Source organism: Caldimonas thermodepolymerans (genome assembly GCF_015476235.1).
Lineage (GTDB): Bacteria > Pseudomonadota > Gammaproteobacteria > Burkholderiales > Burkholderiaceae_C > Caldimonas > Caldimonas thermodepolymerans.
On sequence record NZ_CP064338.1, the window covers coordinates 1,542,645 to 1,557,268 of the forward strand.

At 72.8% G+C, this 14,624-nt stretch carries 3 protein-coding genes and 1 pseudogene; 1 reads left to right on the forward strand and 3 read right to left on the reverse strand.

The features are described from left to right. Nucleotides 1-22: 22 nt before the first annotated feature. From IS481_RS18345 to IS481_RS07330, 3 genes and pseudogenes are all read right to left on the reverse strand, one after another. Nucleotides 23-475, reverse strand: coding sequence for a phosphopantetheine-binding protein (locus IS481_RS18345; RefSeq protein WP_259376937.1), 453 nt, complete (start codon nt 473-475; stop codon nt 23-25). 3 nt (nt 476-478) lie between these two features. Further along, nucleotides 479-1,486: pseudogene (locus IS481_RS18475) on the reverse strand (amino acid adenylation domain-containing protein); the annotation flags it as partial. Further along, nucleotides 1,411-13,065 carry a non-ribosomal peptide synthetase/type I polyketide synthase gene (locus IS481_RS07330; RefSeq protein ID WP_259376936.1) on the reverse strand — a complete coding sequence of 3,885 codons (11,655 nt, stop codon included), beginning with the start codon at nt 13,063-13,065 and terminating at the stop codon, nt 1,411-1,413. The gene IS481_RS07330 and the pseudogene IS481_RS18475, both read right to left, overlap by 76 nt. A gap of 252 nt (nt 13,066-13,317) precedes the next feature. Between IS481_RS07330 and IS481_RS07335 the strand changes: the two genes are divergently transcribed. Continuing rightward, nucleotides 13,318-14,541, forward strand: a complete 1,224-nt coding sequence (locus IS481_RS07335) for an SGNH/GDSL hydrolase family protein (RefSeq protein WP_114699296.1) — start codon at nt 13,318-13,320, stop codon at nt 14,539-14,541. The last annotated feature ends 83 nt before the right edge of the window (nt 14,542-14,624 follow it).

The following is a 14,624-nucleotide window of genomic DNA, read 5'->3' on the forward strand; positions in this document are numbered from 1 at the left end:
GGCCCCGGGAGCGTGGGCAGGGTCAGCCGTTGCCGGCCGACGTGCGCATGCCGACGGCGTTCAGCAGCCGGTTGAACCAGGGCTTGCGTGGCGTGTCGGCAGTGCGTGCGTGCCGGGGGGGCTCGGTGGTCGTCGAGGTCTCGGCCAGCTGCGCGAGGGTTTCGAAGATGAGGCGGCGCACGGGGATGCGGGAGCCGAGGGCGGCCTCCATTTCGCCGACGGCGCGCATGGCCAGCAGGGAGTGGCCGCCGAGGTCGAAGAAGTTGTCCGAGGGGCTCACGTGCTCGATGCCCAGCAGGCGCTTCCAGATCTCGGCCACGGCGGCCTCGGCCGGGGTGCGCGGTGCGGCCGCATCGCGCACGGGCGCCGAAGCGTCCGCGCTGGCCTCGGTGGGTGCGGGCAGCGCCTTGCGGTCGATCTTGCCGTTGGGCAGCAGCGGGATGGCCTGCAGCTGCACGTAGTGCTGCGGCAGCATGTACTCGGGCAGGCTCTGGCGCAGGTGCTCGCGCAGCGCCTGCGCGCCGGGCATCTCGTCGCGGGGCACGACGTAGGCCACCAGGCGCGCGTCGCCGGGGCGGTCCTCGCGCACGATCACGACGTTGCGCGCGACCTGCGGGTGCGTGGCCAGGTTGGCCTCGATCTCGCCGAGCTCGATGCGGTAGCCGCGCACCTTGACCTGGAAGTCCATGCGCCCGTGGTGCTCGAGCAGCCCGTCATGGCGCCAGCGGCCGCGGTCGCCGGTGCGGTACAGGCGGGCGCCGGGGCGCCACGGATCGTCGATGAAGCGCTCGGCGGTCAGCTCCGGGCGGCGCAGGTAGCCCAGCGTGACGCCGTCGCCGCCGATGCAGATCTCGCCGGGCACGCCGATGGGGCACGGCTGGCCGCGAGGGTCGAGGATGTGCACCTGGGTGTTGGCGATGGGTCGGCCGATGGTGATGTCGCGCGCATCGGTGATGCGCATGATGGTGGACCACACCGTGGTCTCGGTGGGGCCGTACATGTTCCACAGCTGGCCGCAGCGCTCGAGCAGCTGCGCGGCCAGGTCCGGCGGCAGGGGCTCGCCGCCGATGAGCGCCTTGAAGGCCGGGGAGCCGGCCCAGCCGGCCTCGACGAGCATGCGCCAGGTTGCCGGGGTGGCCTGCATGACGGTGGCCTGCGAGGACAGCAGCAGCGCGCACAGCGCCTGGCCGTCCATGGCCTCGTCGCGGCTGGCCAGCACGATCTGTGCGCCCACGCTCAGCGGCAGCAGCAGCTCCAGCACCGCGATGTCGAAGGACAGCGTGGTCACGGCCAGCAGGCGGTCCGAGGCGCTCAGGCCCGGCGCGCGGGCCATGCTCAGCAGGAAGTTGACCACGGCGCGGTGGGGCACGACCACGCCCTTGGGGCGGCCGGTGGAGCCGGAGGTGTAGATCACGTAGGCCGCGTCCTCGGGGCGGGCGGCGGCGCCGTCGGCGGGCGGGGGCGAGTCGGGCTGGGCGGCAAGGAGCGCGCGGCGTCGGCGTCGACGAGCAGGGTGCGCTCGCGCGGCCAGGGCAGCAGGCCGGTGAGCGAGGACTGGGTCAGCAGCAGGGCGAGCTGGGCGTCCTGGGCCATGTAGGCCAGGCGCTCGGCGGGGAAGGCCGGGTCGAGCGGGACGTAGGCGGCGCCGGCCTTGAGGATGGCCAGCTGGGCGACGAGCATCTCGGGGCTGCGCTCCAGGCACAGGCCGACGAGCTGGCCGCGGGAGATGCCGCGCGCGCGCAGGGCGTGGGCCAGGCGGTTGGACAGCGCCTCCAGCTCGGCGTAGGTGAGCGAGCGCGGCCCGCGGCGCAGGGCGACGGCCGCGGGGTGGCGCTGCACGGGGCCGGCCAGCAGCTGCGGGATCGTGGCCGCAGCAGGGTCGTAGCCCATGCCCGTGTCGTTCCAGCGCGCGAGCTGGATGCGATCGGCCGGCGACAGCAGGGGGTATGCGGCCAGCGGGCGCTCGGCATCGGCCACGACCTGCTGCAGGATCTGCTCGAAGCCCGCGGCGAGGCGGACGATGCTGTCGTGCTCGAACAGGTCGGCCGCGTAGGTGAAGTTGCACTCCACCCCCGACGGGGTCTCGACGCACCACAGGCCGATGTCCTCGGCGGCGCTGTGCAGGCGGATGATGGCCCGCTCGTGCGACAGGTCGGCCCAGCGCAGCGGGCGTTCGCGCACGTCCTGGAACGAGAACAGGGCCTGAAACACCATCGGGCGGCTCGGGTCGCGCGGCACGTTGAGCTCGCGCACCAGGTGCTCGAGCGGCACGTCGGGGTAGGCGAAGGCGTCGACCACCACCTCGTGCACGCGCTCCAGCCAGTCGCGGAAGCGGGTCTCGGCCTGCGGCTGCAGGCGCAGCGGCAGCGCGTTGACGAAGAAGCCCATCAGCGGCTCGAGCTCGGGCTGCTCGCGGCCGCGCACCGGCGTGCCGATGACGAAGTCCTCTTGCTGCGTGACGCGGTACAGCAGCGCCGAATAGGCGGCCAGCAGCGTCGCAAACAGCGTGCGGCCCTGGCGCTGCGCGAGCGCATGCAGCCCGCGGGTCAGCTTCGGCGAGAGCAGGATGCAGTGCGAGGCCCCGCGGCCGGACATGCGCGGCGGGCGCGGGTGGTCGAGCGGAAGCTCCAGCGGCGCGGGCAAGGGACTCAGCCGTTCCTTCCAGTGGGCGGTCTGGCGCGCCAGTTCCTCGCCCTGCATCCAGTCGCGCTGCCAGGCGGCGTAGTCGCCGTAGCTGACCGGCAGCTCCGGCAGGCGCGGCGCGCGGCCTGCGCAGCAGGCCGCGTAAAGCTCGGCCAGCTCGACGTAGAACAGGTCGAACGACCAGCCGTCCCAGACGGCGTGGTGGACCATGAAGAACAGCACATGCTCCTGCGGCGCCATACGGAACAGGTGCACGCTGAACAGCGGCGCCTGCTCGAGCAAGAACGGGGTCGTGGCGAGTTCGTCGCACCTGGCCTGCATCGCGGCCTCGCGCTCGTCCTGCGGCAGGTGCTGCAGGTCGGTCAGCGGCAGCGGTCCGACGGTGAACCGATCCAGCACGCGCTGGACCGCGCCGTCCGGGGTCTTCTCGAAGTACGTGCGCAGGGCACTCTGGCGATCGACCAGCATCTGCAGCGCGCGCTCCAGGGCTTCCACGTTCATCGGGCCCTTGAGCCGGTGCGCCGACGGCAGGTTGTGGACCGCGGTGCCGGGCGTCAGCTGCTCGAGGAACCAGATGCGCTGCTGCATCAGCGACAGCGGCGCGCTGCGCTGGTCCTCGCGGGCCGGGATGCGTGCCACCGGCGCTGCCGGCGCGGCGGCCGACTGCGGGGCCAGTGCCGCGGCCAGCGCACGCGGGGTGGGGGCGTCGAATAGCACCTTCAGCCCGATGCGCCGTCCATGCTGCTGGCTCAGACGCGCGGCCAGGCGGGCGGCGAGCAGCGAATGCCCGCCCAGCTCGAAGAAGTGATCGTCCGGCTGCAGGGGCGCGGTGCCCAGCACTTCGCCCATCAGCCGGGCGATCTCCTGCACCGCTGCATCCGGCGCTGCGGTCGCCGCCGGTGCGGGGGCCGGGGCAGGTGCCGGCACAGGCACCTGTGGCGTGGCCGTGGATGCCGCGGCGGGCGGCACCGGCAGCGCCTTGCGATCGATCTTGCCGTTGGGCAGCAAGGGCAGTTGCGCCATCGCGACGAACTGCGTCGGGACCATGTAGTCCGGCAGGTGCTTCTTCAGGTGGGCGCGCAGCGCGGCCGGCTCCAGCGCGGTGCCCGCGGCCGGCACGGCGTAGGCCACCAGGCGCACGTCGCCGGGCTGGTCCTCGCGCGTGACGACCACGCTGCGCGAGACGCCGGGGGCCGAGTCGAGCTGGGCCTCGATCTCGCCGAGCTCAATGCGGTAGCCGCGCACCTTGACCTGGTGGTCCAGCCGGCCCATGTGGTCGAGTCGCCCGTCCTCGCGCCAGCGGCCGAGGTCGCCGGTGCGGTACAGGCGCGCACCGGGCTCCTTGGCGAACGGGTCGGGGAAGAAGCGCTCGGCGGTCAGGTCGGGGCGGTTCCAGTAGCCGCCGGCTACGCCCGCGCCGCCGATGCAGATCTCGCCCGGCTCGCCGATGGGGCAGCAGCGGCCCTGCTCGTCGAGGATCCAGACCGTGGTGTTGGCGATCGGGCGGCCGATGGTGATGTCGTCGGCGCTCGTGATCGGCATGACGGTCGACCAGACGGTGGTCTCGGTCGGGCCGTACATGTTCCACAGCGTCACGCCGGCGTCGAGCAGGCGGCGCGCCAGCGCGGGCGGCAGCGCCTCGCCGCCGCACAGGGCACGGAAGCCGGCCGGTGCCTTCCAGCCTTCGTCGAGCAGCAGGTGCCAGGTGGTCGGCGTGGCCTGCATGATGGTGATGCCGTGCTGCGCGATCAGCGCGGCCAGCGCCTGGCCGTCCATCGCGTCCTCGCGCTGGGCCAGGATGGTGCGGGCGCCGGTGACCAGCGGCAGCAGCAGCTCGAGCACGGCGATGTCGAACGACAGCGTGGTCACGGCCAGCAGCCGGTCGTCCGGGCGCAGCCCCGGTTCGCGCTGCATGCTGGCGAGGAAGTTGACGACGCCGCGCTGCAGCACCACCACGCCCTTGGGCTTGCCGGTGGAGCCGGAGGTGTAGATCACGTAGGCCGGCGCGGCGGCGTCGGCCAAGGCGAGCAGCGGGGCGTCGGACGCCGCGGCGATCGATGCCTCGTCCTCGTCGACGCGCAGCTGCCGTTCGCGCGGCAGGTCGACCAGCTCGGCATGGCGGGACTCGGTGATCACCATGCCGAGGCCGGCGTCCTGCTGCATGTACTGCAGGCGCTCGCGCGGGAAGTTCGGATCCAGCGGCACATAGGCGGCACCGGTCTTCAGCACGGCCAGCAGCGCGGGCAGCAGGTCCACGCTGCGGCCCAGGCACAGGCCGACCCGCTGGCCGCTGCCGACGCCGCGCGCGTGCAGCAGCTGCGCGATGCGGTTGGCCCGGGATTCGAGCTCGCGGTAGGTGAGCTGGCGTCCCTGGGCCTCGACGGCGACGCGGTCCGGGGTCTGCGCGGCCTGGGCGATGACCCACTGCTCGACGCGCAGATGCGGCGGCAGCGGCGCGGCGGTGGCGGCGTTCCACTCGAGCAGGCGCGCGTCGACGGCCGGTGCGGGGGCAGCAGCGACCGGCAGCTCCAGGCTGTCGGCCAGGGCGGTGCACACGGCCTGCAGCTCGCGCACCAGTTCGCCGGCGCGTTCGAGGCTGTAGTACTCGCTGCTGTGGTGCAGGTCCAGCGTCAGCCCGTCGGCCGTCTCGTAGAAGTTGAAGAACAGCTCGCTCAGCAGGCCGCGCTTGCGCCCTTCATGGGTGCGCGCTTCCAGCGGCGCGAAGCCCGACAGGTCGATGCGCGGATTGAGGTTGAAGAACACGCCGGAGAAGGCCGGGCGGTCGCCCTTGGCGGGAAGGTTCAGCGCGCGCGCGACGGTGCCCTGCGTGACCAGCGGGTGTTCCAGCGCGTCCATCAGGCGATCGCGCACGTGCGCCAGCAGGGTGCGGGCATCGTCGCCGGCCGACCAGCGCAGGCGCAGCGGCAGGTCGAGCACGCCGTCGGCGATCAGCGGGCCGTGGCGTTGCAGGCTCTGTCCGGCGTAGGGGATGCTGACGACGAAGTCCTGCTGGCCGCTGCGGCGCGCCAGCACGACGGACACCGCGGTCAGCAGCAGCTGGAACAGCGTCGCGTTGTGGCGCCGTGCCTGGGCCAGCAGGCGGCCGTGCAGGGCGGCGTCGAAGTGCGCGCGGACGGTGTCGGCGGCATAGCGGCGCGGCGCGGGCGGCGTGCGGTCGCCCAGGCTCAGCAGAGGCGGCGGATCGCGCAGCACCTCGCTCCAGTAGGCCAGGTCCTCGCGCCCGCGCGGGCTGTCCATGCGTGCCACTTCCTCGGCCGCGAAGCGGCGCGGCGATTCGGCGGCCGGCAGCACCGGCGGGTTGCCGGACAGGCGCGCGCGGTAGGCCTCGGCCAACTCGGCCAGCATCACGGTCGAGGCCCAGCCGTCGAACACCAGGTGGCTGGCGACCAGGTGCACGACCACGCGGCCGTCGAACAGCTGCAGCAGGCTCACCGCCGCCAGCGGGGCCTGGTCGAGCGGGAAGTCGTGCTCGCTCGCCTGGGTGCAGAAGGCATCCAGCGCGGCGTCGGCGTCGGGCTGCGAGCGCAGGTCGATCTTCTGCACCTCGAGGCGGGCCTGCGGGTCGAGGACCTGGCGCGGCTCGTCGAGGTCGAAGCGCAGCCGGAATGCCTCGTGCCGTCCGATCACGTCGCGCACCGCCTGCTCCAGGGCGGCGAGGTCGACGTCGCCGCGCAGCGTCAGGCACAGCGACTCGTTCAGCGCGCGCCGCGCGTGGGGATCGAAGCTGCCGGCCAGCCAGCGCTCGGTCTGGCCGGGCGTCAGCGGCCCGGATGCCTCGCTGCCGGACGACAGGCCACCTCCGGGCGGCGTGCTGCCGGGACGCGGCTTGATGAAGCCGAGCGCCATCAGCTCGTCCAGTGCAGAGGTGAACACCGTGAAGATGCGGTCCAGCTCGGCCTCGCCCATCGCGTCGGTCACGAAGTGGCCGAACTGTTCGTACAAGTGCAGGCCGTGGTAGCGCACCAGGTAGTAGAACAGGCTGACGTACTTCTGGCCGTCATCCCAGGCCAGCCGCCACAGCGAGGCGCAATGCACCGCCTTGACCGGCGCGCCGCGCACCGCGAAGGCGGTGTTGAGCCGGTCGATCAGCCGCTGGGTGCGCTCGTTGAGGCTGCGGTAGAGCTCGCGGCCGCCGCGCTTGAGGTGCAGCAGCGCGGCGCGGGCGGCGGCCAGCGCGAGCGGGTGGCGCACGAAGGTGCCGGCGAAGTAGGTGACGCCCGCCTCGGGGTAGGAGTCGTCGCCGTACTGCCAGTGGCCGCCGTCCAGGGCGTCCATCCAGTGCGAGCGGCCGGCGATCGCCGCGAAGGGCAGGCCGCCGCCGATCACCTTGCCGTAGGTGCAGATGTCGGCGCGCACGCCGTAGAACTCCTGCGCGCCGCCCGGCGCGACGCGGAAGCCCGTGACCACCTCGTCGAAGATCAGCGCGCAGCCCGAGGCATCGGCGATGCGGCGCAGCTCCTGCACGAACTCGCGCGGCTGCAGCGTCGGGCACTTGTTCTGGATCGGCTCGATCATGATGGCCGCCAGCTGCGGGCCGCGCTCGCGCAGCACGCGCAGCGACTCCTCGCTGGCGTAGTCGAGCACGAGCACGTTCTCGACCGCGTTGGCCAGGATGCCGGGCGCGGCGGAGATCGAGCGCAGCTGCCTGGTGCCGCGCACGATCACCTCGTCGAAGATGCCGTGGTACGAGTTGGTGAAGATCGCGATGGTCTTGCGGCCGGTGACGGTGCGGGCGATGCGCATCGCGCCCATCACGGCTTCCGAGCCGGTGTTGCAGAACGCGACGCGCTCGTGCCCGGTGAACTCCGAGATCAGCTGCGCGACCTCGGCGGCCAGCGGATGCTGCGGGCCGACCTCGATGCCGGCCTGGAGCTGCGCCATCATCGCCTCGACGATGTCGTCGGGCTGGTAGCCGAGCAGGTTCGCGCCGAAGCACGACAGCAGGTCGATGTACTCGTTGCCGTCGATGTCCCAGATGCGCGCGCCTTTGGAGCGGTCGGCGACGATGGGGTAGACCAGGTCCTTCCACAGCGGGTTGAAGCCGGTGACCACGCGCGGGTCGGCCATGAGCTTGCGGTGCTGCTGGCTGAAGGCCTTGGACTTGCCGGTCCTGGCGTTGTAGCGGGCGATGAAGTCTTCCAGCCAGCGGCGCTGCTCCGGCGTTTCCTCGTGCTGGGCATCCAGCGTGATGCGCGCGGCCGCGCCGAACGGCTTTTCGATCAGCGCCTTGATCGAGGGCTGCTCCGGCTCGGCCGGCTCCGCCGCGGGCTGGGCCGCCGGGGAGGCCGGGGCGACACCCGTGGTCGCGGACGCCGGCAGGGCCGGCGCTGCCGCCACCGCGGAGGGCTGCACGGCCGCGGGGGCGGTGGCGGCAAGCGGCTGTCCGGCCAGCAGCGCCAGCTGCTGCGACATCAGCTGCATCTGCTGCTGCAGCAGCAGGTGCAGGGCGTTGCCGCCGGCGTCGAGGCTGGCAGCCGGCTGCGGGGCGAGCGCCGTGACCACGGGCTGGACGGCAACGGCAGGGGCGGCCTGCACCGCAGCCACGGGGGCGACCGGCGCGGCCGCCGGCGCAGGGGCCGGCTCGGGGGCGAATCGGTCGGCCGGCAGCTCGCCATCGAGGAAGCGGGCGAGCTTGCCCGGGGTGTCCAGGTCTTCCAGCAGGCGACGGAAGCGCAGCTTCACGCCGAACACGCGCTCCAGTTCCAGCGTGGCCTGCGTCAGCGACAGCGAGTCGAGGCCCTGGTCGACGAAGCTGGCATCGGTGGCCATCTCCTCGGCCGGCACGCCGGAGACGTCGCTCAGGATGCGCTTCAGTTCGGTTTCGAGGCGGGGCAGTCGGCTCATGGCGGGCTTCACGTCGATGGCAGGAGGGGAAACAGGTGTCGCCGCGGTGGCGGTGCCTGTCGTGACGAGGGAGGCGGTGGCAGGGGTGGCCACGGCGGCAGCGGGGGGGCGGCGCTTGAACCAGTAGCGCTCACCCTGGAAGGGGTAGGTCGGCAGCGGGACGCGACGCGCGCCGGCGGCCACCGGCCAGGCGATCGCGACGCCGGTGCACCACAGCGCGCCCAGCGCCTTGAGCGCATGCAGTGCGGCATCGCCCGGATCGTTGGCCGGACCGAGCAGGGGCACGACCCGCGGCACCGCATTGGCGCGGGTACGGTGCTGGCGCAGCAGCGCGGTCAACGCCTGGCCGGAGCCGACCTCGATGAAGACGCTGTCTTCCGGGCGGTCCAGCTCGGCTTGCACGGCACGCGTGAACTGCACGGTCGCGCGCACCTGGCGCGCCCAGTAGGCCGGTTGCGTCGCTTCGTCGGCCTGCAGCGGGGCCCCGCTGACGCAGGAATACAGCAGGCGCTGCGGCGCGCGCAGCGGCGCGCGCGACAGGGCCGCTTCCACGGCGGGCAGCGCGCCCTCCATCGAGGCGCTGTGGAAGGCGTGCGAGACGCGCAGCCGCGTGGTGCCGATCTCGCGTGACTCCAGCAGCACCGCCGTCGCGTCGATCGCCGCGTGGTCGCCGGCCAGCACCGTCAGGCCCGGGGCGTTGCAGCCGGCGATCTCCACGCCGGCCGGCAGCAGGGGCAGCAGGGTGTCGACGCCGGCACGCGCGGCCAGCATCGCGCCGGGGGGCTGGGCGTACATCGCTGCGCCGCGCGCGATCACCGCGGCCATCGCATCCTCGACCGACAGCACGCCGGCATGGCAGGCGGCGGCGTACTCGCCGATGCTGTGGCCGATCATCGCGTCGGGCTGCACGCACAGGCTGTCCAGCCAGGCGGTCAGCGCGTACGACAGCGCGAACAGTGCCGGCTGTGCATGCCGGGTCTCGGCCAGGGCCGCGGCGGCCTCGGCATCGCCCGGTTCGGCGGCGACCATCCATTGCCGCAGGCGCGGGCCCAGCTCGGCCCCGGCCAGCTCGAAGCAGCGGTCGAGTGCGACGCGGAACGCCGGTGCCTCGTCGTAGAGCCGGCGCGCCATGCCGGGATGCTGCGAGCCCTGGCCGGGGAACAGGAACACGACGCGCGGCTTCGCCAGGGCGGCGACCGGGCTCTTGAGCGCGCGCAGCGCGGTGACGGCCGAGGCGGTGTCGCCGGCCACCGCGCACAGCCGCTGTGGCATCGGGCGGCGGCCGCGCATCAGCGTCGCGGCCACGTCGGCGAGCGCCAGTCCGGGATGCCGCTCGAGGTGGTCGGCCAGGTCGCGCGCACGTTGCAGCGCTGCGTCGGCGGTGCGTGCCGACAACGGCAGCAGGAACAGCCGTCCGTCGTCCTGCGCGGGCGCGTGCGCCGGAGCCGGCGCTTCCTCCAGCACCAGGTGCGCGTTGGTGCCGCCCACGCCGAAGGAGCTCACCGCCGCGCGGCGCGGCTCATGGCCGCGCGGCCAGGGGGTGTTGCTCGCGATCACCCGGAACGGCGTGGACGCGAAATCGATCTGGGGATTGGGACGGCGGAAATGCAGCGTCCCCGGGATCAGCTCGCGGTGCAGTGACAGCGCCGCCTTGATCAGCCCCAGCACGCCGGCGGCCGCGATGGTATGGCCCAGGTTGCTCTTGAGCGAGCCGATGCCACAGAACTGCACGTCCTGGGTGTCTTCCTGCCAGGCCCGGGTCAGCGCGGAGACCTCGATCGGGTCGCCCAGGGCCGTGCCGGTGCCGTGCGCCTCGACATAGCCGATGCTGCGCGCGCTGACGTTGGCGTGTTCCAGCGCCATGCGGATCGCACCGGCCTGGCCGGTGACGCTGGGTGCCGTGAAGCTGGCCTTGTCGCCGCCGTCGTTGTTGAGCCCGATGCCGCGGATCACCGCATAGATGGTGTCGCCGTCGGCCAGCGCATCCTCCAAGCGCTTGAGCACCACCACCGCGCCGCCGCTGGCGAACACCGTGCCGCTTGCGTCGGCATCGAACGGGCGGCAGTGCCCGTCGGCCGACTCCATGCCGCCTTCGACATGCAGGTAGCCGCCTTCCTGCGGCACGATCACCGTGGCACCGCCGGCCAGCGCCACGTCGCACTGGCCGCCGGCCAGCGCGTGGGCGGCCAGCGCCACCGCCACGAGGCCGGTGGAGCAGGCGGTGTGCACGCTGACGGCCGGGCCGTCGAGGTTGAGCCGGTTGGCCACGCGCGTGGCCACGTAGTCCTTCTCGCTGGCCAGCATCGCGGCGAACTCGCCCATCTGCTGGATCAGCTCGGGCTGCTCCTGGCGCAGCGCGGTGATGTAGGTGTTGTTGGCCACGCCACCGTACACGCCGACGCGCTGCCCTGGCCCGGGGTCGATCGCCGCGTGTTCCAGCGCGCTCCAGCACAGTTCGAGGAACAGGCGCTGCTGCGGGTCGAGCACCGTCGCCTCGCGCGCCGGGATGCCGAAGAAGCCGGCGTCGAAGCGCGCCACGTCGTCGAGCACGCCGCGCGCGGCGACGAAGTTGGACCGGCTGCGCAGCGACTCGGGGATGGAGGGGTCGAGCTCCTCGGGCCTGAAGTGGCGGATGCCTTCGCGCCCGGCGACGAGGTTGTCCCAGAACTCCTCGACGTTGCGCGCACCGGCGGTGCGGGTGGCCATGCCGACGATGGCGATGCCGCCCTGGCCCGAGGCCTGGCGGCCGGTGCGCGCGCGGCGGGCCTGGGGCCAACCTTCCAGCACCGAACGGATGCCGGCGATGGTGGGGCGGTCGTAGACGTCGGCCACCGACAGGCCTTGCACGCCCGCCTCGCGCAGGCGGGTCACGAAGCGCAGCACCAGCAACGACTTTGCGCCCAGCTCGAACAGGTTGGCGTCCTCCGGGATGCCGGGGACGCCGAGCAACTCCTCCCACAGGCGGTGCACCAGCGTGGCAGCGTCGGCCGGAGTGCCCGGGTCCACCTCGGGCAGCGGCAGGTGGCGGCGGTCGATCTTGCCGCTCGGCGTGGTGGGCAGGCGCTCCAGCACCATGTAGCGCACCGGCACCATGTATTCGGGCAGGCGTTCGCGCAGGTGGGCGCGCAGCGTGGCGGACAGCTGCGGCGTGTCGGCATGGCCCGGGCGCAGCACCAGGTGCGCCATCAGCTGCTTGCCGATGCCGGGCAGCTCGGGGGCGGTCACGACCGCTTCGCGCACCGCCTCGTGCGCCATCAGCACGACCTCGATCTCGCCCGGCTCGATGCGGAAGCCGTCGACCTTCAGCTGCTGGTCGGCACGGCCCAGGTAGGTGCAGGTGCCGTCGGCGTCGCGCTGTACCAGGTCGCCGGTGGTGTACCAGCGCCCGGACAGCCCGGGGATGTCGTCGCGGAAGCGCTCGCGGCTGAGGTCCTCGCGGCCGAGGTAGCCGTGCGCCAGCGTGTCGCCTCCGAGCAGCAGCTCGCCCGTGCCCGCTTCGGCGTCGATCAGCGCGCCGCCGTCGCCATCGCGCAGCGCCAGCTGCACGTGGGGCAGGGCGCGGCCGATCGGCGGGATCACCGGCCAGGTGTCGGGATCGCCGTGCAGTTCGTGCGCGGTGACCACGTGGCTTTCGGTGGGCCCGTAGTGGTTGTGCAGCACGGCGTCGGCGAGCTGCCCGAACAGCCAGCGGATCGCGGGCGTGACCTGCAGCTGCTCGCCGGCGCTGACCACGTCGCGCAGGTGGCGCGGCAGCACCTCGCGCGCCGCGTCGGCCAGCATCTGCAGCGCGACGTAGGGCAGGAAGATGCGCTCGACACGCTGTTCCAGCAGCACCTGGCACAGCCGGGCCGGGTCACGCCGGCGCGCGTCGTCCACCAGCACGAGCGTGCCGCCACAGGCCAGCGTCGAGAAGATCTCCTGGAAATGCACGTCGAAGGACAGCGGCGCGAACTGCAGCGTCACGGCCGGCTGCCCGAGCCGTGGATGCTCGGCGTGCCAGGCGATCAGGTGACGCAGCGGCCGCGCGCCCATGGCCACGCCCTTGGGCCGTCCGGTCGAGCCGGAGGTGAACAGCACATAGGTCAGGTCCGGTTCGGCGCCGAACGTCGCTAGGCCGGGCGGGGCCGGCGCCGCCAGCGTGGGCAGCTTCCCGGTGGCCGCTTCCAGGCGCGCGAGCGCCTCGGGCTCGCCCAGCACGGTGCGCGGGCGGGCGTCCTCCAGCATCGCGGCCAGGCGGTCGGCGGGATAGCCGAGGTCCAGCGGCACGTAGCCCACCCCGGCCTCGACCGCCGCCAGGATGTCGACCACGGTCGCGATCGAGCGCGTGGCCGCCAGCGCCACCCGATCACCCGCGCGCAGCCCGGCGGCGCTCATCTCGCGGGCGCGCGCGGTGACCGCCGCGGCGAGGGCCCGGTAGTCCAGCGTGTCACCGTCGACATGGACCAGGGCCGGGCGCTCGGGCCACCGCGTGGCGGCCTCATGCAGCCAGAGATGCAACGGCGGAGGTTCGGGCAAGGGGTCCGGACGGCTCCCCCCGGCAGGCAGGTGATGATTCATTGCGCTCTCCGTCAGGCAACGCGTCGTGTCGCCGTGTAGGGGTATGGACGGGCGGTCGGGGTGCGCGGGCGACGAGGACGACCAGGACCAGTGGCCGGGTTGCAACCACGGTTGCCGCCACTGTCTCCACCTGTTACCGATTATGCGAAGCGGTCCCTCCCTTGCCTGCCCCCCAAATGAGTGAGTGGGCGCCGCTGCCTTCCCCCTGAATGAGTGAGTGCGGCCGGACGGGGATGTCACAGATACTTACGCATGCCCCGATGGAGCCGACTTCTCTGTGGCCTGCTGACCTGCGTGGTCGTCGTGGCCGTGGGTGCGGCGGTCGCCATCGTGCAGCTGGATGCTGATGCGGGGCGCGACGTCGTGGAGGGCGCCATGTCGCAATGGGCCGTACCCTTGGCCGTGCTCGGGGACTCCGACAGCCATGCATACCACGATACGCTGCACTTCCCGCCCGGCTCGCCCGCGCGGGGCGGGCCGTATCGCGCGATCACGTTCCAGTGGACCGAGGTGCTGGCCCGTCTGCGGCCGGAGGCGATCGACCTGGGGCCTTGGGGGCGTTGGGGCATGCGCCGGTCGTGGGCGCGCGTGCTCGGCCGCCTGGGCCGGACGGTGCGCGCACCCCGCAAGGAAGACCACCGCCACAACTTCGCGGTGTCCGGCGCGCGTTGCGAGGACCTGCTCGATGGCTGGCGGCAGACGTACGCCCTGAAGCAGCTGATGGACGAGGACCCCGACCGCTGGGCACGCGGCGTGGTCGTCGTGCGCATCGGAATCAACAGCTTTGGCAGCGAGGCCGACCTGGATCGTCTGGCGCACGATCCCCGGGATCCGCAGGTCCAGGCGGAAGTCGCCCGCTGCCTCGATGCGATCGCTGCGAGCGTCGACCTGATCCGGGCGTCCCACCCCCGGACGCGCTTCGTGCTGGTCGGCATCTTCGACAACAGCCGTTGGGCCCGGGCGGACGTGCGATGGCAGGACCCGGTGGCGTTGCATCGCATCGCCAGTGGCCTGGACCGCTTCGACGACGGCTTGCGACGCCTGGCGCGCGAGCGCCGCGACGTCGCCTTCTTCGACGACCGGGCCTGGTTTGCCGCTCGCTGGGGGGGACGCGACCCCGAGGGCCGGCCTGCCTATCGCGACGTCATGCTGGGCGGTGTCCTGCGGGTGTCGAACACCGCCGGTGATGCGCCCCACAACGCGGTGCTTGCGGACAGGCACGCGGGCACCGTCTGGAACGGCTGGTGGGCAGCCGCGCTGGTCGAGCTGATGAACCAGCAGTTCGGCCTGGGCATCGCACCGATGACCGATTGCGAGATCGCGAGCCTGCTCGTCCAGGACGGCGAACCCGATCGCTTGGGAGCCTGCATGGCGGCCGACCCGGTCGATGGCGATGCCGCGACGCCGGCCTGTGTGCCTTCATGCCGCGGCGCCGAGCCCGGCGGCTCCATCGGCATGGCCGAGCCGGCACGATGATCGGCGCGCATCGACACCAACCCGTGAATCGGGGATATGCCGGAGCGGCCCGTTCTGGAACCATTCCGCGATCGCATGCATTG